This is a genomic window from Rheinheimera soli (assembly GCF_021290985.1).
Lineage (GTDB): Bacteria > Pseudomonadota > Gammaproteobacteria > Enterobacterales > Alteromonadaceae > Pararheinheimera > Pararheinheimera soli.
The window spans coordinates 85,493-105,157 of record NZ_JAJOYU010000002.1 but is presented as its reverse complement, the minus strand read 5'-3'; the positions used below and the strand labels follow the sequence as shown (position 1 = coordinate 105,157).

Below are 19,665 nucleotides of genomic sequence, written 5' to 3'. Positions count from 1 at the left end.
AAATTGCAGTAACTTTAGTCGTTAAAAGGCGAAGCCCGCAGCCTTAATACGACTAAAATACTGCTGAATGCTGGAATTACAGGGACTTTCTGGGTAACCTCTCACTAGTGGTGATGGGAGTCATAATGAGCAACGCAAAAATCAATAAAGCAATGCTGAGCTGGGCGCGTGAGCGTTCTGGCTTCACTTTGCCTGAATTTGCGCGAAAGCTTGGAGTGACAGACGAAAAGTTGATGCAATGGGAAGCTGGTGAACGTGAAATAACCTTTGTTCAGGCTATGGCATTTGCTGACAAAGCCCATGTGCCATTTGGTTATTTGTTTCTGCATCAGCCTCCTGTGGAAAGCCTGCCGATCCCTGATTTACGCACAGTTGGTTCTGCCGAACTGAGACGTCCGAGTGCTGAGCTTCTCGACCTGCTTAAGAACATGCTGGAATGTCAGGATTGGTATCGTGACTATGCACGCAGTCAGCTGTTGGAACCTGTTGATCTGGTTGGCAGCTTTCGTGTTGAACAAGGTGTGGCCGCTGTTGTTGCTGATATGCGTGCAAAACTGCAAATTCCTCCGCACCCGAAACGGGGCACTTGGGTTGAATATTATCGAGACTTAGTGCAGCGAATTGAACGCTTGGGCATCTTAGTCATGAGGCAATCCAGCTTGGGGCATCATAGCAGGCCTTTTAATGTCGACGAGTTTCGTGGTTTTGCGTTATGCGATGAATTTGCTCCTATTATCTTTGTTAATCATGCTGATGCGCCTGGTGCAAGGTTGTTTACGCTGATCCACGAGTTATGTCATATCTGGATTGGGCAGACCGGTGTGTCTGATGGCAACGCGAACAGTCATAGTGCTGAAGAACAGTTTTGTAATGCTGTGGCGGCTGAGATGTTAGTGCCTACTGATGAATTTTTAAGGCACTGGCGAAAAGACCTTGAGCTGTGGCAAAAAAATCTGCCGGAGCTGGAAGCTCAGTTTCATGTCAGTACCTGGGCATTGGCCAGAAAAGCACTGACACTTGGCTTGATTGGTCAGGATGAATATGTGGCTTATATAAAGGCCCAAACTGACGCCTATCAAGAAAGACAAACTGAAGGTGGCGGCCCGACTTACTTCAAAACCAAAAAAGCTCAAATCAGTCAGGTGTTCTCTAAAGCTGTGGTGAGTGAGGCTTTAAATGGCAAACTCTTGCTCAGAGATGCGGGTTGGATGCTCGGCATGAAGCCTGCCAATGTTGCTAAATTTGCACAGGAGCTTGGCCTTTGATTTATCTGCTGGATGCAAATACCTATATTGAAGCCAAAAACTCTTATTACGACATGGAGTTTTGTCCTGCCTATTGGCAGTGGTTGGACAAACAGTTTGCAGCTGGTATTGCTGGCAGTATTGATATGATTGGCCGTGAATTAAAAGAGGGTAACGACGCGTTGGCAGACTGGGTGAAAGCTCGTGGTGTTCAATTTATTGCCAACGATGATGACGCTACCCAAACGGCTTATATTGCCATCATCGACTATGTGATGGCTCAGAGCTTTAATCCAGGCAATCGTGACAAGTTTCTTGAAAAAGCTGATCCTTGGTTAATCGCCAAAGCAATGGTGACAGGTGCTGTGGTGGTGACCCACGAAAGCCTGGTGAGCGACACCACAAAAAAAGTGAAAGTGCCAAATATCTGTAAGCAATTTGGGGTTAGCTGTATTAATACCTTTGATTTTTTGCGTGCAACCAAGGCGAAGTTTGGTCTGATATAGGCATGTATATTTATGCTTAAAACAAGCGAACTGGCAGGTTGAAATTTTTAAAAGGTTTTCGCTCTCCATTCAATAAACGGGCGCCCGCAAGGGACGCCCCTACAAAATATCCAGAACCACTGCGCCGTTTTTCATTACTATTTTTCAATACTGACACACCACAACCCTGTGTAAATCGTGTTGTAGTGTGACCAACTCGCCTTGTCGAATCTCTGTATCTCTGTGCTTTGCCTGCCATTAAGGTTGAACCTGTGGCAAACCCAAGCATTTAGTTCGCCATAAAAACATAAAACAAAAAAGTATCAACAGACAGGGGTTAGACAATGCATAAACGTAACGCACTTTCGCTTGCGATAGCGATGGCATGCGCTTTTTCTGCCGTCGCGCAGCAAGCGGATGTTAACAACAGCACCGAAACGACCACAGCACAAACCACCATCAATGAAACCGAACTGGAAGTCATTTCAGTCACGGCCACCAAACGCAAAACCAAACTGATGGAAACACCAGTGGCTATTTCGGCCCTGAGTGCAGCCCAACTGCAACAAAGCGGCGTCAACAACGTGGTGGATATCGCCAATTTAGTGCCGGGTCTGGATATTGCCGTCTCCTCAGAGCAGGCAGCACCTGTGATTACCATGCGTGGTATTCGTTCCACCAACATCACTGAACTGGGTGACCCTGCAGTGGGCGTACATCTGGATGGTATTTATTCTCCACGTATGCAGGGCGCTCTGGCGTTGATGTATGACGTAGAGCGGGTTGAAGCTTTGCGTGGTCCGCAAGGGACTTTGTTTGGCCGTAACTCTACAGTCGGCAGCATTAACGTACTGACGGCTAAGCCGGATATGAGCAGCACCTTTGGTAACCTGAATACCGAGATTGGTAAATTTAACGCCAAAAGTGTGGGAGGTATGTTTAACCTGGCTGTGTCAGATGATTTTGCTGTGCGTTTTTCCGGTAAAGGCTTAAAGCGTGATTCCTATGTCGAAGGCTACTGGGATCCAAACCAGTACGACACCCGTTATTTACCACAAGGCGTATTAAACGCTGAAGTGATTTCTGAAAACTCCTATCAGGGCATAGGCCAAACCTTAACCCAACGCGAAAACTGGTGGATAGATGCGGCTGGCACAGATCCGGAAGCGCAAAAAGTGCGTGCTTTAACTCCTGCAGATAAAGGTGATTTTTACAACAACGCCAACGAGCATTCGTTCCGCGTCAGCACCTTGTGGGAACCTGCTGCAGGTAATTTCTCCAACCACACTGTGTTCCAGTACTACAAAAACGACAGTGCCGGCTCTACGGACATGGTGAACTGTGACAAATTGCGCGGCAGACCTACCGAGATGGGGGGCGACTGTTCCAACTTTTTACCAAGCGACAACACTTATCAGGCCGTGGTGAACGTGCCTGGTAAACTGGAGCTGGACATCACTTACCTGCGCAACACGTTAAACTATGAACTGACTGACGAGTTAGATCTGGTCTGGTTGGCAGGCTATGAAGATATGAAGCGCCAATCGGCTCAGGATATTGAAACTGGCCTGGATGTCTGGGATGGCGCTATGTTTTTCCTCGATGGTACAGGCGCACGTTCTTATTCCACTGAGTTGCAATTACAGTCGGATGAGCTGGGTGATTTAGTCTGGATCGCAGGCGTAAACCTGTTCCATGAAAAAACCTCTACTGTGGGTTATTACGACAACCCTATGGATGATAAGGCGTTTTGGGATCAGCCAGACCGTTCTACCGACGCTTTGGCTGTTTTCGGTCAGGCGACGTACAACTTAACTTCTGATCTGCACCTGACCTTAGGTTACCGTTTCAGTGACGAAACCAAAGAGGACAAAGGCGGCCGTACTTTACGTTGTTCCAATGCCGATGGTTGTGCACCTGGCTGGTATAACCGCACTGTGTTGTCCGATCTGCCAACCAATGCCTTTGAAGATCCGTCTATCTATAAATCCTCTTTTGCCAATGACAACAAAGGCAGCTGGCAAAACAATGACTTCCGTCTGGGCCTTGACTACGACCTTAGTGAAAACACCATGTTGTATGGCTATGTGGCCTCAGGCTTTAAAGCTGGTGGTATTGGTGACGTGTTTGAAGTGGTCAATGACAGAACAGGTCAGGTACAACGTATTGAAACCCAGTTTGATCCTGAGCAGGTTGTGACTTATGAGCTGGGCACAAAAACCAGCTTGTTGGATAACTCGCTGAACTTACAAGCGGTGTTTTTCTATACCGACTACACAGATATGCAGTATGCCTCTGTAGGTTCTGTTGGCACTGTGGAACGTTTGGCGCCGGTAGAGAACCCGGATGGTAGCCCTGTGCTGGATGCCAACGGTCAGCCTGTGCTGGATTATCGCAATATGCCAGTGGTTGCTTACTACACTCAAAACGTACCGGGTTCGACCATCAAAGGTTTAGAGCTGGAATTTGACTGGAAACCTTATCCAGCAGGCCGTATCAATGGTTATGTCACTTGGACTGATGCCCGGGTGACCGAAGACTGGATCACCAAGTGGGATTACGACCCTGAGTATCTGTTTGGTTTGTCTTATGAAGAGTCTATTGACCCTGAAAACGACATGCTGACCACTAACCTTAAAGGCAATCAACTGGCGATGGTGCCAAAATACACGGCCAACTTAAGCTACACCCATAGCTTTGATTTGGGCAGCTACGGTTTTATCCACGGCTGGTTTAATCTGAGTTGGAAAGATAAGTCTTACAACACCATCTGGAACGTCGACAGACATCTGGACGATATGGACTTTGCAGTGTCTGACGAAGCTGTTGGTTATATAGACGATCGCAGAGACGCTCATACCATAGCCAATGCTTCACTGAAATATGAGCCGGTCGGCCAGGTCTGGTTTGCTGAACTTTTTGTCAGCAACGCCACGGACGAAACTGTCCAGCAATGGAGTAACACAGGTAAGGGCTTCCCGAAAGGCAGTTTTAATATGCCAAGGTATTACGGGGTGCGTGCAGGCTTTAATTTCTAAGCTTAACCACTAGTGCAGAAACCGCTCCGTCGTACTGAGCGGTTTCTTTTTATCCGGCGCTTAACACCTGATTTGGTGGGGCGTTGTGACCACGCGAAGGAAGATGTTCATGATCAGTACCAAGAGCAATAAAACTCTTATTAAAACCCTCCACAAAAAGCAAAAAGTGGCATTGCTGGGCTTAGTGCTGGTAACTGCGGCTTATGCCACAGCCGCTGACACTCAGGCAGGAAACAAGGCCGAAGTAAAAACTGCCCAGGCTACCGCTTTACCGCAAACAGTGCAGTGGCCTTATGTCAATACGGGGTTAAAGCGCGACCCGGAACTTGAAAAAGTACTGGATCAGATATTAGCTCGCATGACGCTGGCGCAAAAAGTAGCACAGATGATCCAGCCGGAAATCGGTTATTTGTCTTTAGCACAAATGCGCAAGTACGGCTTTGGTTCTTACCTCAATGGCGGTAATACAGCGCCTTATGGTCAAAAACAAGCTTCTGCAGAGGTTTGGTTAAAATACGCTGACGAAATGTATGAGGCCTCTGTCGATGCCAAAGAAGATGGCAGCCGTATTCCAACCATTTGGGGCACAGACGCTATGCACGGCCACAGCAATGTCTATGGCGCCACTTTGTTTCCACACAATATAGGTTTGGGTGCAGCCAATGATCCAGAGCTTATCCACCGTATTGGTGTGGCGACCGCTAAAGAAGTTGCGGTCACTGGTATTGAATGGAGCTTTGCACCTACAGTCGCAGTAGTACGTGACGACCGCTGGGGCCGCACTTATGAAAGTTACTCTGAAGACCCTGCCATAGTCAAAGCTTATGCCGGCCAGATGGTGTCAGGTTTACAGGGCACTTTGGGCAAAGATTTCCTGCAGGGTTTTGGCCGTATTGCCACAGCCAAGCACTTTGTAGGCGATGGTGGCACTGAAAAAGGCATAGACCGCGGTGACACCCTGGTTGATGAACAAGGCCTGCGTGATATTCATGCTGCAGGCTATATGACCGCCATTCAGGCTGGTGTGCAGTCGGTGATGGTGTCTTTTAACAGCTGGAATGGCGTGCGCTTGCATGGCCATAAATATCTGCTGACCGATGTACTGAAAAACCAAATGGGTTTTGATGGTTTTGTGGTCACTGACTGGAACGGCCATAAGTTTGTAGAAGGTTGCGATCTGGAACAGTGCGCCGGTGCTATTAATGCTGGTGTCGACGTGCTGATGGTACCTGAGCACTTTGAAGCTTTTTACCACAACACCATTCGCCAGGTGGAGCAGGGTATTATCCCTATGGCGCGGATAGACGACGCAGTGCGACGCTTTTTACGGGCGAAAATTCGCTGGGGCCTGCTGGAACGTGGCAAACCGTCCAGCCGGGTTGAATCTGCTCAAATGGCGGTATTTAACAGTCAGGAGCATAAAGAACTAGCACGCGAAGCTGTGCGAAAATCTTTAGTGCTGTTAAAAAACAACCAAAAAGTACTGCCGTTATCAGCGAAAAGCCGGGTGCTGGTGGCTGGCGATGGTGCAGATAATATTGCCAAACAAGCAGGTGGCTGGAGCGTGTCCTGGCAGGGCACGGACAACACCAATGCTGATTTCCCCAATGCGACTTCTGTCTACCAGGGCTTACGTCAACAAGTTGAAGCTGCCGGCGGAAAAGTCGAACTGGCGGTGGATGGCAACTACAGCCAAAAACCTGATGTAGCAGTAGTGGTGATAGGCGAAAACCCTTATGCCGAATGGTTTGGCGATATTCAGCAGCTGGAATACCAGCACGGCGATAAGAGCGATTTAGCCTTAATTAAAAAGCTAAAACAGCAGGGTATTCCAGTGGTCACCGTATTTTTAACTGGCCGGCCGCTGTGGACCAATAAAGAACTGAACGCCTCCGACGCCTTTGTGGTGGCTTGGTTACCAGGTTCTGAAGGGCAAGGCGTAGCTGATGTGCTGCTGGCTGATAGTCAGGGCAAAGCGCGTTATGATTTCCAGGGTAAACTGAGTTTTTCATGGCCTAAGTATGACCATCAGTTTGTGCTGAACAAAGGCGATGCCAACTATGACCCCTTGTTTGCTTATGGCTATGGCTTAACTTATGCAGAGCACACAGAACTTGGCCCTTTGTCTGAGCAGGTATCTGCAACAGCAGCAAGCAGTTCGGATCAAGGCATTCAGCCGTTGTTTTTACGCAACTTATCTGCAGATATGGCCTGGGTGTTATCGGACAGCAGCGTTGCGCAAAACAAAGAAGCTCTGATTACCACGCCTTATGGTGTCAGTGCTGACGGTAAAAGTTTGGCCATGCAGTCGGTGAACTTGTCCTACCAGGAAGATGGCCGACAGTTACGTTGGAATGCAGCGGCTAAGGCATCAGCCAGCTTGCGTTATATCAAGCCTGTTGCTGCATCCAAATACAAAACAGCCAAGGCATTGCGTTTTAGCTTGCGCTTTGACCAGCAAGTACCAGCAGAACTAAGCCTGGCTGTGCTTTGTGATCAGCAGGGACTTTGTCAGCGTCAGTTGTCACTGACAGAACCACTTGCGCACTTAAAGCCTGGTGTATGGCATACTGTGGAAGTGGCACTGGATTGTGCTGACGCCTCAGCCGTAAAACGTATTTCAGATGCGTTGGTGTTTAGCTCAAGCGGACAGCATAGTTTGGCGGTGGCAGAGATGGTGCTTTCTGCACAAAAAAGTACAGAAGCGGCTCAAGGCACTGTGCTGATAGGCTGCGCTAATTAGCCAACCTGATCACTACTAAAGAACGAACAGTGGTGCTTTTCATAGCAACGCTGTTCGTTTTTTTTAATTGGAATTGAATGGTGTTGCAATCTTTAAGTCGTAATCAACTATTCTGGCTCTGTCAAAGCGGTGGCTGGGCTGTATATGCTGTACTGACAGCGCTGATGATTAAAATTCCCAGTCAGGAACCCTGGCAGCTAGGCTTGCCTCATCTGCTGCTGGATACCAGCTTTGGCTTTATGCTTACTCTGTTATTGCGGGCCTGGTACCGTAATGTCAGCGCGCAACACACCCGCTCAAAAATTCTCTGGCATTTACTGGTGATTTTGCTTAGTTGTCTGGTGTGGACTCAGTGGAAGTGGCAAACCTTGCAGTGGCTGTATGGCCAGATATGGCAGTCTATGACTTGGTTCGACTTCGGCACCTGGAACTCTGCTTCTTTAACTATTTTACTCACCTGGACCGCCTTGTACTACGCCTCCAAAGCCACCTTCGAAACCATGGAGCAGCGGCAAAAGGCAGCCGAAGCTATTCATCTGGCCAAAGAGGCCCAGTTAAAAATGCTGCGCTATCAGCTCAATCCGCATTTTATGTTTAACAGCATTAACGCTATTTGCACCTTAATTTTAAAGCAAGACAATCAACATGCAGTCTCCATGCTGGAAAAGCTCTGTGACTTACTGCGCTACAGTTTGTACACAGACCCTTTGGCCAAAGTGACAGTGGCAGAAGAAATACAGATCTTACAAACTTACTTTGATGTAGAGCAGTGCCGGTTCAGAAATAAGCTGAATGTATCTATAGTGGCCGACGATGACGTCAAAGGTTTGCTGATGCCCTCTTTGTTACTGCAACCTCTGGCCGAAAACGCGCTGAAACATGGCATGCGTATGTCGCAACAAAGTTATGCCATTACTGTGAGCTTTAGTCAGCAAAACGGCCAGTTGCAGATCCGAATGCTGGACAATGGCAGTGGTTTTGCTGAGCAACCTGAGACTGGATCTACCGGCCCATCTACTGGTATAGGCCTGCACAATTGTGAAGAGCGTATAGCGCTGATTTACCCTGGCCAAAGTTCTTTTAGTTTTGGCAACAGAGCGGAAGATGGCGCCTGGATCCAAATTAACATACCTCAAGAACGACCAGGTCCGCCTCAGTGGTGAACAAGATGACGATAGTAAAGACTCTGATCGTAGACGACGAACCAGCAGCCATCGAAGGCTTGCGATTGCGACTGGAAGCCTTCCCGCACATTCAGGTAATAGGCGAAGCCAACAGCGTAGCTGAAGCTATAGCTTTGATTAATACTCAGACGCCCGATCTGATTTTTCTGGATATTGAAATGCCGGAGCAAAGCGGCTTTGAGCTGATCCGGCAACTTCAACCCGAGCATTGTCCGGCCATTGTCTTTGTCACCGCCTTTCATCAACATGCGGTAAAAGCCTTTGAAGTACGAGCCCTTGATTACTTACTAAAACCCGTGAAACTGGAACGTTTAGCTGAAGCTATAGCCAGAGTGAGTGAGTTGACGAGCAACCGTGCCGACAAAGCACAGCTACTGTCTGCTGTTGCAGAAATAACTAAAGAGCAGCAGGGGGGCAACACTGGGAGCAGTAAAGAGCGCAGTGCTGAGGACAATGCAGAAGTAGCCGAGCCGCAATACTGTATAGAACGGCAGAAACTGGTGATCCAGGACGGGCGCAACCCCATTCAGTTGATCCCTTATCAGGACATTATCTGGATTGACGCCGCCGGAGACTATATGTGTGTGCACACCCAGGCTGAGACTTATGTGATGCGGGCCAGGCTAAAAAGCCTGATTGACGAGCGGTTGCCCGATGTCTTTGTCCGCATTCATAAATCAACAGTGGTGAACCTGACCTATATCGAAAAACTACAACCGCTCTGCAACTCCGAGTACAACGCTGTATTGCTGAATCAAAAGGTACTGAAAGTAAGCCGCACTTATGCCAAAGCCTTGAAGCAGAGGTTGTTGGGGTAAATCTAGCCGCAGTGTTTTAAACCGCGACCGGAAGGAATTGTTTCGAGCGACAGATTTAGTGGGGATGGACTGCAAAGAGCGAATTGCAGACATAACGCTTTGCTAATTGGCTGCCGCAGCGCAGGCAGTCCAGTGGAGCCCACGCTTTTTGTGGCCGGAACGAAATTAAGCAACTTGTTAGCATTACAAATCTCTAGTAATACTTTCTAGTGAAGTAACTCTGGAAACTAATACTTTTAAGTCAATGCTTGGGAAATGATCTAGCTCATTCTGTATAAAATTGACCATATCAGGAATATCAGAATCATTTTTCACGAAAATGTATTTAACATCTTTAGGAGTAAACGTTATTGAACAGTTTTCTTTTGTCAGTTCATTTTGGTCTTTTAGCTTATCTGCCGATTCAAATATTTCTTTATTTAAGTAATCTGGAACATTATCGTTTTTAGGTACGTAACGCCATTCAGATTCTTGATAAAACTCTTTTCTGACAACTTTACCACCGATCACCATATTGCCTTCAGTTGGCTTAGAATGAGCCAATAAATACCTTACAAGGACTTTGCTCTTTGCTACATCTTCTTCACTAAGCTTAATGTTCAGATCAATAATATCCCTGAATGTTTTGGGGATAAGGCTATTAGTTGAAACATAATGGATTGGAGTTATTTTGTTGGCTACTGCCCACTCCTTAGTGAGGCCGATCCCAAATGCCCCATAGAATTGCACATGTTCATCAGTTCTAGACAGAGGAATATCACAAAAACAAACCATTGGGTAAGCTATGTAGTCAAAATCCTTGTATCCGAGCCAATTCACATCTTCGGCACAATATCTCGGCCAAAAACCATTTTTTATGATTAGCTTTAGCACTTCGCTACTTTTTGTGAAATGAAAAAGTGTGTGAGATTTTGGATTCAACTAACTCTCCTTGTAGTGCTAACGCCCGCAGCACAGGCCGAAACCCGCGCAGCGGTTGAGGTCCAGGCCACGAAGTGGCCGATTGTGACTGCGCTTGTTATACCTTTAACCACCAAGCACTGCTCGAATTGCAACACCACAAACTGAAACAACAAGAGCTGTAACTGAGAGCCAAAAAGAAACTTTGTATCGAGACTCTTGACGTTTCATTGTTAAAAGGTTCAGCAAGTGGTCATAACATTTAAACCATTTTTTCGAATAGTCTAAATCCGTTGCATACGGTTCTTTATTGCCATCTTTTTTCTTAGTGTATGGAAAATAGGCATATAGCTGTTTGAGCATTTTTTTAAGCTCTTTTTCCGATAGATCTGCAGTTTCGGGTTCAAAAACCTTGCACTGAAAATTATATACTTCGTCAATAGTTGGCATCAATTAGTCTTCTATGTTGAAAATTAAAGCGAAATCCGAACCAAAGGTATAACAGTTGTATATTGTGCTGGCACGCTTTCTCTGGTTTTACCAGATGAGACACCAGCTTTAACGTATTGATAAAAAGCGATTAATTACAATCAACCACTACTAGCTGCGACCCAAAGCGTGCTGGCACATTATTACTTTTCTCTGGCCTGTTATTTTTAGTTTGGTCCGCGCTAAGTATCTAAATTAGAGTGTTTTTCCTTCTTCAGCAACAAATAAATGTGCCTGTTGGTTTGTGCAAAGTGTGCCTGTTTTCTGGCAAAAGCAAATAACACTGTCTATTCGTCCAGATCTACAAGCAATGTCAGCTTCTGGCACAGAGTGACGATACGGACCTTCTCTGAGAAAGTGTCAGCGGGCGGCCCACAAGGGGCGCCCCTACGGCGTGATGTGATCTGGCTCAGAGCATTTAAGGGCATCAGCCTATCTTTATCAGACGCCTAGGCTTTAGGCTTCATCATGCCGTGCATCTTTAGCCAGCTACTAAAAGCATTAAACCAGCCTGTACTTGTTGTGTCTTTGGGGTACATGCCAAAGCCGTGACCACCTTGCTCGTAAAAGTGAAACTCAACCGGTTTCTTGGCTAGATGCCAGCTTTTAATCAGGCCAAAGTCACCATTGGCGAAAAAAGGATCGTCTGCAGCAAGGGCAACGAAAAGCGGCGGCGCATCGGCTGGCACTGTGACTTCAGCCAGCGGGCCATAGATATTGGCAATAAAAGCGGGTTTGGTTTCTTTACCGACGAGCGTTGTTGCCATAGTCAGCATGGCACCGGCTGAGAAACCTATCATGCCAATGCGGTCCGGATCGACTTTCCACTCAGCAGCGCGTTTGCGAATAAGTGCAAAGGCTGCGCTTGAGTCTTCAAGCTGCGGTGCAAGGCGAGTCGCCATTTCGGCCGGATCTGGGCGGGGTGGGCGGCGGGCAGTACCGGAAAACATCTGCGCCATTTCTTGTTGAAAGGCCGCCATATCGGCCGGTGTTTGGTTTAATCTGTATTTCAGCACAAAAGCGGCAATGCCTTGCTTCGCCAAAGCTCTGGCGACATCCCAGCCTTCGTTGTCCATCGACAAGGTACGAAAACCGCCACCAGGCGCAACAATCACAGCAGCGCCACTGGCTATATTTGCATCGGGCAGAAAAGGCGTTAGGGTAGCGACAGTGACATTACGCGCAAATCTGCTGCCATACTGCGAATGCCATGATTCTTGTGCTTTAGCGTCCGGCAGTGGGCCTGTGCCTAGTTCTATTGCATTGCTCTGAACGGGTGATGCAATAGGTGTCATCACGTCATTTGATTGCGCAAAAGCTTGCGCTGTGAAGATGCAGGCGGCCAGCATAAAGCGCAGCCGGAACTTACTAAAACCTAACGAGCTGAGCTGTATTATTGGATCTTTCATCTCATTCCTTTCCTTTTTTATCTTCTGAATAAACAGATGGTTCGGGCTACTTCTTAGACGTTCGCACTATTATTTTTTGGACGTTCTCACTATGGGTTTAATAGTGCCGTCTTTATTGAAATAGACTCTGTCGAGGCTAACTGAGCGACGGTAATTGCCACCGCCTGGCAGGTCAGCACTGTGATAAGCGAGATAGGTGTTGCCTTTAAAATCAAACATCGCCGGGTGGATAGTGGTGGTGTTAGGCAGAGGTTCCATAATGATGCCCTGGTACTTCCATGGGCCTGTGGCGGATGAGCTGGTTGCATAGGCAAGACTTTCCGGAAAACCCGCCGCATAAACCAGATAATAGATGCCGTTGTGCTTGGATAGGTAAGGGCCTTCTTCGAAATTAGGCAAGGTGTCTACCGCATGAATTTTCACCTTACTGGTATCGCGGTTTTGCATCTTTCCTTCTGCATCCAGGCTGTAGCTTTCACCTTTTAAATGCACTAAATCGGCTTCAAGCTCAACCCACCATAACTGCTGGTTACCCCAATACAGGTAGGCTTTGCCATCGTCATCAATAAAAACGGCCGGGTCTATATTGCGCCAGGTGTGATCTTTATCCTTTGCTGTATCTTCCAGCAAAATCATCGGCATACCGCGTGCGTCTTTAAACGGGCCTTCAGGGCTATCCGATACAGCCACGCCAATTGAAAAGCCAAATTTCCCTGCGGTTTGGCCACCTTCTACTGCGGCATAAAAATAGTATTTAGACTTGCCTGACTGATCTTTACGGTGGATCACGTGGTGGGCGTAAGCGTTGCCGGTTTTTTGGTCTCCTCTGGCCCACGGAAAGTCAGAGTAGCGAAAGACTGCGCCTTTGTTTTGCCAGGTCACTAAGTCTTTACTGGTCCAAAGTCGGTAGTCGTACATCCGATAATCTTTACCATCCGGCAACGCCTCATCGTGCGTGCTGTACAGATATAAAGTGTCATCAAGTACCAAAGCGGCCGGATCTGCTGTGTAGATAAGTTCGCCCACTTCATTGGTTGGGTCTTTGGTATCGTATTTAATAATAGGGTTGTCGAAGCTGGAGGGGGCTGTCTCTGCCTGTGCCGTGCCGCAGGCCAAGATCCCTGAAAAAGATAAAGCCAGACACAGCTGTGCCAAGGGTTTTCTGGTCGTACTGAAGGTTTTAACGGTAAACATTGAAGCGTATCCTTAAGCCACAATAATGGGATAAGGCACAGTGTGTAGAAATTTTCGGCATAACGGAACGTCAAAGCTGTTACGAATCCGTTTAATAGCTTTACCTTATTTGATCAATAGTTGGGCAGGGTAAGTCGGGGATTTTAGATAAGGATCCTGAGGTTTCAGTAGCAGGGAGTTATGGAAAAACAGTCTTTGTTTTATCGCGTCAGTAGCAGCTTAGGCTGAAAAATCGTGTGAATTTAGGCAAAAAAACGGGCGCCCATAAGGGGCGCCCGCATCGTATAAAGAGGGATCATTCGGACTAAGCTGCTGCTTTAGACGCCTGAATATACTGATCAACTAACTGCTCCAGCACGTCCAGCGGCACTGCTCCGTTTTTCAGTACTACGTCGTGGAATTGGCGGATGTCGAATTTATCGCCCAGCGCTGTTTTGGCTTTTTCACGCAGTTCCAGCATTTTCAGCATTCCGACAGTGTAAGCAGTGGCCTGGCCAGGCATCACTATGTAACGCTCTATGGCGTTTACCGCTTCACCTTTTGAGTTTGGTGTGGTGTCGACCAAATACTGAATGGCCTGTTCGCGGGTCCATTTTTTATTATGTAAACCTGTGTCGACCACCAAACGGCAGGCGCGCCATAGTTCCATGGCTAAACGGCCAAAGTCGGAGTAGGGGTCCTGATACATGCCAATCTCTTTTGGCAAGAACTCAGTGTATAAGCCCCAGCCTTCGATATAAGCGGTGTAACCACCAAACTTACGGAACTTAGGCACATTGTCCAGCTCTTGTGCTATGGCAATTTGCATATGGTGGCCTGGAATACCTTCATGATAAGCCAAAGCTTCCATTTGATACTTTGGCATACCACTCATGCGGTACAGGTTGGCGTAATAAATACCAGGGCGGCTGCCATCCATAGAAGGTTGCTCGTAAAAGGCTTTCCCCGCTGATTGCTCACGGAAAGGCTCAACTGCTTTTACCACCATATCGGCTTTAGGTTTAACGATAAAGAGCTCATCCAAACGCGATTTCATGGTATCGATAAGACGAGTGGCTTCGGCTAAATACTCTGCTTTGCCTTCGGCTGTGTCCGGGTAATAAAACTGTGGGTCGTCACGCATAAAGGCAAAAAACTGCTGTAAGTCGCCTTTGAAGCCGACTTTTTTCATAATGCCTTTCATTTCTTCGTGAATACGGGCAACTTCAGACAAACCCAACTGGTGGATTTTTTCTGCGCTGTAATCTGTAGTGGTGATGCGGGCTAAACGGGTAGCGTAATAGGAGTCGCCATCTTTAAAGCGCCATACGCCATCTTCAGTACCGGCTTTTTCTTCTAAGGTGGTCAGCAATTTGATCAGGTTTTCATAGGCTGGTTTTACACTGCCCACCAAAGCCAGTTCAGCTTCTTTGATCAGCAAGTCTTTTTCAGCCTGCTCCAGCTTCAGTTCTTGTACTTTACCGCGAAAATCTGCCAATAAAGTGCTGTCGTTGCCACCGTCAAAAGGCGAGCCGCTGATGATATTACGACTGGCACCAATCACATGACCAAACACAAACTTAGGTGGCAACACACCAATATCTGCGCGGGCTTGCAGTTGTTGTTCCAGTTGCTTGAAATAGGTGGTCACGCCTTTTAAACGGCCAATGTAAGCTTTGGCATCTGATTCATCGCTGATGCTGTGCTGGTTAATCAGTAAGGAAGGCACATTGGAGTGGGTACCAAACATTTGATTCACAGGGTAGCTGTACAAGTCCCATTTGGCATCATCTAAACGGGCCTGCAAACGCGCTGTTAACAGCTTTACACTCAATTGGCGGCCAGTGTCGAGGCTTTGCATATTTAAGGCTTGCACCTGCGCCAGTTGCTCTTTGGCTTGTTCCAGCTCTTTTTGTGTTTGAGCTTCAGATAAATCATCCCACTGATCGTAATTGGTTTTTAAGCCTAAAGCTGTTTGTGTTTCCGGACTGTTATCTACTGACTGCTGGAAAACTTTCTCAAACAGCGCGTCGGCTTTTTGGTTTTCCGTCAGAACCACTGTCGCTTCAATGATTTTGCTTTGATCGATCGGAGTTGGGGCTGGTTTACAGCCTGCGACTGTCGCCAGGCTTACTGCCAACGCCAGTGCTGAATAACGTAAATACATAATTGGACCTTCATTATTTTTTGTAGTTAATTGGATCAAATAAATAGCCCCAGCAAATCATTCAGGTAACGTGCGCCTTTTGGACTGATTTGCCAGTGTAATTCTGTGCTGTTAATTAACCCCAGTTGCTCTGCTTTGGCAAGTGCATCTTCCACAGATGTGACGGGCAAGCCGGTATAAGCGCTGAAATCCTGTTTAGGACAAGCTTCGAGTAAACGAAAGCGGTTCATAAAAAACTCAAAAGCTCTGTCTTCAGGCGCTACTTCAGTGCTTTCATCCAGATAGCCTTTGCTGATATCCATATAACCTTTGGGGTGTTTAATTTTCACAGGCCGGATAATTTTGCCTGTGTCTGGCACTGTGATTTTGCCATGAGCGCCACAGCCAATACCTAAGTAGTCGCCATAACGCCAGTAGTTCAGATTATGCCGGCACTGCAAGCCGCTTTGGCTATAGGCTGAAATTTCGTATTGAGTGTAGCCATGCTGCTGCAACAACTGATGGCCTTGCTCCTGAATATCCCACAAGGCTTCGTCTTCCGGCAATACAGGAGGGCGCGACGCAAAGGCGGTATTAGGTTCAATGGTCAGTTGATACCAGGATAAATGCGGTGGCTTTAAATCTATAGCTTGTTGTAGATCAGCCAAAGCACCGGCAACATCCTGATTGGGCAACCCATGCATTAAATCCAGATTAAAACTTTGCAGTGGCAAGGTAGCGGCAAGTTGTGCTGCATGAATAGCTTCATCGCAATCATGAATACGGCCTAAGGCTTTCAGTTGTTCTGTCTGAAAACTTTGCACGCCAATAGAAAAACGAGTCACGCCAGCGGCCACATAAGCAGCAAAACGGGCTGCTTCCACTGTCCCTGGGTTGGCTTCCATAGTGATTTCGCAGTCGTCTGTTAACTGCAGCTCTTTGCGTACCCCATCTAAAATGGCCTGAATGCCTTCGCCACTAAAAGTGCTGGGTGTACCGCCGCCAATAAATATCGAGCTGATTTTACGGCCTTGCACATAGCTTAAATCCTGGTGTAAATCGGCCAATAAATGACTGATATATTCTTGCTCTGGAATACCTTGTTTTACCGCATGTGAGTTAAAGTCGCAGTAAGGGCATTTTTGAATACACCAGGGAATGTGGATATAAAGCGCCAGCGGCGGCAGTTGCAGCTGTGTGGTTGATGCCAGGCTCATCAGGCGTGTTCGCCTTTTAATAAAGACACCAATAAGCGCAGAGCTTTGCCTCTATGGCTTAACTGCTTTTTCTGCTCTGCTGTTAATTCTGCAGCCGTACACTGTGTTGACGCTGCGCTTTGGGCATCATCAGGCTTGCAGTCATCAGGAATAAATATCGGGTCGTAACCAAAACCCCCTGAACCTGAAGCTTCAAAGGCAATTTGGCCATGCCAGATGCCATGGGCTATCACAGGAACCGGGTCGTCGGCATGACGAACAAAAGCCAATACACAGTGAAACTGGGCAGCGCGTTCGCCTTGCGGCACAGCCTGTAAATCGACCAGTAGCTTTTGCAGGTTTTTTAAATCATTGCCATGCTCACCGGCATAACGGGCTGAATAAATACCGGGCGCGCCACCTAAAGCATCTACTGCTAAACCTGAGTCGTCGGCAATAGCGGGCAGGCCAGTTAAACGGCTGGCATGACGGGCTTTAATCAGCGCGTTTTCGATAAAACTTAAGCCATCTTCAATAGCGTCAGGCACCTGAAAATCGGACTGCGGCACGACCTGCCAGTCAAAAGGTGCAAGCAGGGCAGATAACTCAGCTAATTTGCTTTTATTACCAGTGGCTAAAACAAGTTTATTCATTAGGGAAACCTTTGAAACAAAAAGGCTCAGTGGATACTGAGCCAGATAAACAGGGGATTATTCGGTATAAAACATCTGTGAAAACTCTAACTTCTGGTTTTCTGTGCCTTGCCAGATATCCAGTTTAAACTTCAGATGTTTTTGGTCGTGCACAGGTACTTGGGCCAAATAATAAATGGCATCGCCTTCTTTTACTTCACGAAAGCTGAGTTCGATCTGCTTTTGCGTTAGATCTGTGGCAGTGCCGGAAATGCGTACTTGTTGTGCTTTTTGGTCTGCACTGTTCAGTACTGAAATATTCAGTACGGCCTGATATTTACTGCGCTGCAGCTGATAACTTTGCGCTATTTTGGCATCAATAATAGTGCTGTCAAAAGCGATGTAATGCACATCCCATGGCCCCAGTACTTTCTTTTGTTCAGCCTGAAGTGGATTCATAAAAAAGGCCAGAATCAGGCTTGCTGTCAGCAAATAGTTTTTCATCAGGACTCCAGATAAGGTTGTAAGGCGTCGGGAACAGAGCAGGGCGCGACAATGCGCCATTTTTTCTGTCGGCTTAGTTCGCCTTTTTCCAGCAGCACCTGACGTTTAGCCACGTCAAAGCTTTGTGCCAGAAACTGTTGCAAATGAGCATTGGCTTTGCCATCGACAGGTGGGGCTTTAATCGCCACTTTGATGGCATCGCCATGCAAACCTAAAAACTGATCACGGCTGGCACCAGGCTGCACATGCAATTGCAGCAGGATATCGCCATTGGCCAGCCGGGTTAACAATTAGAAACCGCGTAACATATTGGTCAATAAAATCTGGATAAACTGGATGCCTAACAGCACCACCAGTAAAGATAAATCCAGACCACCCATTACAGGAATGACTCTGCGTACCGGACGTAATAAAGGTTCGGTTAACTGATGCATCACCAGCTCAACCGGGTTACGGCCTTGACTGAACCAGCTCAGTAAAGCGCGGATCACTAATATCCAGAATGCCAGTTGCAGTGCTTCGGTGATCAGCAATACCAAGGCACTTAATGGCAGATACATGTAAAGCACCTGACCTAATTGCAGCAGTTGTACTATCACCACATGCAGCACACAAATGGCAAAAGCAAAGATCCAACTGGCCGTGTCGACCGGGCCCATGCTTGGCAGAAAACGGCGCAGCGGAATAATAGCCGGATTGGTGGCTTTGACGACAAACTGGCTGAATGGATTGTAAAAATCGGCTTTGGCGCTTTGCAGCCAGATACGCAGCAGCACCACCATCAAATAAAGTTTGATCAGGCTGCTTAACAGAAAAAAGAATGCTTCGGTCATTATGAGTCCTTAAAGAGTTTTTGCCATTTCTTCAGCACGGCGTATTGCTGCATACATGGCGTCTTTGACCATGCTTTCAAGATTATGTTGTTTAAAAGTTTCAATAGCTTCGTGTGTGGTGCCTCCTTTGGACGTCACCTGAGCACGTAGCGCTTCAAAAGATAATTCAGACTGACTGGCCATAGTGGCTGCACCTAAAGCCGTTTGCGCCACCATTGCTTTGGCTTGGTTTTCATCAAAACCCAGTTCCTGTGCCACTTGCTGCATGGCTTGCATAAAGTAGAAAAAATAAGCCGGTGCACTGCCTGTAACCGCAATAATAGCGTTAATGTCCTGCTCTTTTTCCAGCCAGACGGTTTTGCCTGTGCCTGCAAACAGCTTTTCGGTAAAAGACTGCTCGTAGACAGAGCAGCGGCTTGGGAATAAACCTGTGACGCCTAAACCCACTAAAGCCGGAGTATTTGGCATAGCGCGAATAATACGGACCTGGCCTAACATTTGCTCAAAACGCTCGACAGAAATACCTGCGGCAACGGAGATAAACAGTTTTTCCTGACATTCAGGGGCCTGCTCTATCAATTGCTGACAGACTTCAGCCATCATCTGTGGTTTCACCGCCAGTACTATGACATCGGCTTTGGTGACCGCTTCGATATTGTCTGTGGTGGTTGCAATCTTGTACTGGCTTTTTAAAACCTTTAATTTTTCTGCATTACGGTTGGCTGCAATAATATTTTCAGCCGGATAACCCTGCTTAATCATACCGCCAATAATGCACTGTGCCATATTGCCGGCACCGATAAATGCCACTGTGTTGTCAATCATGCGAATTTGTTTCCATGGCTGCGGACATGATCATGCCCATCGTATT

17 protein-coding genes are annotated in these 19,665 nt (G+C 47.2%); 6 read left to right on the top strand and 11 right to left on the bottom strand.

The window, feature by feature from the left end; all coding sequences use genetic code 11:
- Positions 1 to 125: 125 nt before the first annotated feature.
- The 6 genes from LSG37_RS02640 (at position 126) to LSG37_RS02615 (ending at position 9,512) form a co-directional block, all read left to right on the top strand.
- On the top strand, positions 126 to 1,265 hold the full coding sequence (locus LSG37_RS02640) for a helix-turn-helix domain-containing protein (protein WP_233078304.1): 1,140 nt from the start codon (positions 126 to 128) through the stop codon (positions 1,263 to 1,265).
- Entirely contained in the window at positions 1,262 to 1,750 is a 489-nt protein-coding gene (locus tag LSG37_RS02635; protein ID WP_233078303.1) for a DUF4411 family protein, read from the top strand. Before LSG37_RS02640 ends, LSG37_RS02635 begins: the two co-directional genes overlap by 4 nt.
- A 323-nt stretch (positions 1,751 to 2,073) precedes the next feature.
- Positions 2,074 to 4,767 carry a TonB-dependent receptor gene (locus LSG37_RS02630; protein ID WP_233078302.1) on the top strand — a complete coding sequence of 898 codons (2,694 nt, stop codon included), beginning with the start codon at positions 2,074 to 2,076 and terminating at the stop codon, positions 4,765 to 4,767.
- Positions 4,768 to 4,876: 109 nt separating this feature from the next.
- Entirely contained in the window at positions 4,877 to 7,510 is a 2,634-nt protein-coding gene (locus LSG37_RS02625; RefSeq protein ID WP_233078301.1) for a glycoside hydrolase family 3 protein, read from the top strand.
- A gap of 77 nt (positions 7,511 to 7,587) precedes the next feature.
- The gene (locus LSG37_RS02620) at positions 7,588 to 8,673 is read left to right on the top strand and encodes a sensor histidine kinase (protein WP_233078300.1); all 1,086 of its coding nucleotides are present in this window, start codon (positions 7,588 to 7,590) and stop codon (positions 8,671 to 8,673) included.
- Between the two features lie 5 nt (positions 8,674 to 8,678).
- Entirely contained in the window at positions 8,679 to 9,512 is an 834-nt protein-coding gene (locus LSG37_RS02615; protein ID WP_233078299.1) for a LytR/AlgR family response regulator transcription factor, read from the top strand.
- A gap of 183 nt (positions 9,513 to 9,695) precedes the next feature.
- On the opposite strand, the gene LSG37_RS02610 is transcribed toward LSG37_RS02615, so the two are convergent.
- From LSG37_RS02610 to proC, 11 genes are all read right to left on the bottom strand, one after another.
- A complete protein-coding gene (locus tag LSG37_RS02610) occupies positions 9,696 to 10,433 on the bottom strand; it encodes an abortive infection system antitoxin AbiGi family protein (protein ID WP_233078298.1) in 738 nt (245 codons plus the stop codon).
- Between the two features lie 105 nt (positions 10,434 to 10,538).
- Positions 10,539 to 10,862 carry a hypothetical protein gene (locus tag LSG37_RS02605; protein ID WP_233078297.1) on the bottom strand — a complete coding sequence of 108 codons (324 nt, stop codon included), beginning with the start codon at positions 10,860 to 10,862 and terminating at the stop codon, positions 10,539 to 10,541.
- Between the two features lie 488 nt (positions 10,863 to 11,350).
- The gene (locus LSG37_RS02600) at positions 11,351 to 12,310 is read right to left on the bottom strand and encodes an alpha/beta hydrolase (RefSeq protein ID WP_233078296.1); all 960 of its coding nucleotides are present in this window, start codon (positions 12,308 to 12,310) and stop codon (positions 11,351 to 11,353) included.
- Positions 12,311 to 12,379: 69 nt separating this feature from the next.
- The gene (locus tag LSG37_RS02595) at positions 12,380 to 13,504 is read right to left on the bottom strand and encodes a glycoside hydrolase family 43 protein (protein WP_233078295.1); all 1,125 of its coding nucleotides are present in this window, start codon (positions 13,502 to 13,504) and stop codon (positions 12,380 to 12,382) included.
- Positions 13,505 to 13,808: 304 nt separating this feature from the next.
- Positions 13,809 to 15,650: a DUF885 domain-containing protein gene (locus LSG37_RS02590; protein WP_233078294.1), complete on the bottom strand. Its 1,842-nt coding sequence runs from the start codon at positions 15,648 to 15,650 to the stop codon at positions 13,809 to 13,811.
- A 35-nt stretch (positions 15,651 to 15,685) separates the two neighbouring features.
- The gene (gene hemW, locus LSG37_RS02585; RefSeq protein ID WP_233078293.1) at positions 15,686 to 16,846 is read right to left on the bottom strand and encodes a radical SAM family heme chaperone HemW; all 1,161 of its coding nucleotides are present in this window, start codon (positions 16,844 to 16,846) and stop codon (positions 15,686 to 15,688) included.
- On the bottom strand, positions 16,846 to 17,478 hold the full coding sequence (gene rdgB, locus LSG37_RS02580) for an RdgB/HAM1 family non-canonical purine NTP pyrophosphatase (protein ID WP_233078292.1): 633 nt from the start codon (positions 17,476 to 17,478) through the stop codon (positions 16,846 to 16,848). Before rdgB ends, hemW begins: the two co-directional genes overlap by 1 nt.
- 57 nt (positions 17,479 to 17,535) lie before the next feature.
- On the bottom strand, positions 17,536 to 17,961 hold the full coding sequence (locus LSG37_RS02575) for a DUF4426 domain-containing protein (protein WP_233078291.1): 426 nt from the start codon (positions 17,959 to 17,961) through the stop codon (positions 17,536 to 17,538).
- Complete coding sequence (locus tag LSG37_RS02570) at positions 17,961 to 18,251, bottom strand: DUF167 family protein (protein WP_233078290.1); 291 nt, start codon at positions 18,249 to 18,251, stop codon at positions 17,961 to 17,963. Before LSG37_RS02570 ends, LSG37_RS02575 begins: the two co-directional genes overlap by 1 nt.
- The gene (locus LSG37_RS02565; protein WP_233078289.1) at positions 18,252 to 18,794 is read right to left on the bottom strand and encodes a YggT family protein; all 543 of its coding nucleotides are present in this window, start codon (positions 18,792 to 18,794) and stop codon (positions 18,252 to 18,254) included.
- A 9-nt stretch (positions 18,795 to 18,803) separates the two neighbouring features.
- Complete coding sequence (gene proC, locus LSG37_RS02560) at positions 18,804 to 19,619, bottom strand: pyrroline-5-carboxylate reductase (protein WP_233078288.1); 816 nt, start codon at positions 19,617 to 19,619, stop codon at positions 18,804 to 18,806.
- Between the last annotated feature and the right edge of the window lie 46 nt (positions 19,620 to 19,665).

Coding starts and splice junctions, on each gene's coding strand:
- LSG37_RS02640 (WP_233078304.1), top strand. CDS start 126: ATGAGCAACGCAAAAATCAATAAAGCAATGCTGAGCTGGGCGCGTGAG.
- LSG37_RS02630 (WP_233078302.1), top strand. CDS start 2,074: ATGCATAAACGTAACGCACTTTCGCTTGCGATAGCGATGGCATGCGCT.
- LSG37_RS02625 (WP_233078301.1), top strand. CDS start 4,877: ATGATCAGTACCAAGAGCAATAAAACTCTTATTAAAACCCTCCACAAA.
- LSG37_RS02620 (WP_233078300.1), top strand. CDS start 7,588: ATGGTGTTGCAATCTTTAAGTCGTAATCAACTATTCTGGCTCTGTCAA.
- LSG37_RS02615 (WP_233078299.1), top strand. CDS start 8,679: ATGACGATAGTAAAGACTCTGATCGTAGACGACGAACCAGCAGCCATC.
- LSG37_RS02605 (WP_233078297.1), bottom strand. CDS start 10,862: ATGCCAACTATTGACGAAGTATATAATTTTCAGTGCAAGGTTTTTGAA.
- LSG37_RS02600 (WP_233078296.1), bottom strand. CDS start 12,310: ATGAAAGATCCAATAATACAGCTCAGCTCGTTAGGTTTTAGTAAGTTC.
- LSG37_RS02595 (WP_233078295.1), bottom strand. CDS start 13,504: ATGTTTACCGTTAAAACCTTCAGTACGACCAGAAAACCCTTGGCACAG.
- LSG37_RS02590 (WP_233078294.1), bottom strand. CDS start 15,650: ATGTATTTACGTTATTCAGCACTGGCGTTGGCAGTAAGCCTGGCGACA.
- hemW (WP_233078293.1), bottom strand. CDS start 16,846: ATGAGCCTGGCATCAACCACACAGCTGCAACTGCCGCCGCTGGCGCTT.
- rdgB (WP_233078292.1), bottom strand. CDS start 17,478: ATGAATAAACTTGTTTTAGCCACTGGTAATAAAAGCAAATTAGCTGAG.
- LSG37_RS02575 (WP_233078291.1), bottom strand. CDS start 17,961: ATGAAAAACTATTTGCTGACAGCAAGCCTGATTCTGGCCTTTTTTATG.
- LSG37_RS02565 (WP_233078289.1), bottom strand. CDS start 18,794: ATGACCGAAGCATTCTTTTTTCTGTTAAGCAGCCTGATCAAACTTTAT.
- proC (WP_233078288.1), bottom strand. CDS start 19,619: ATGATTGACAACACAGTGGCATTTATCGGTGCCGGCAATATGGCACAG.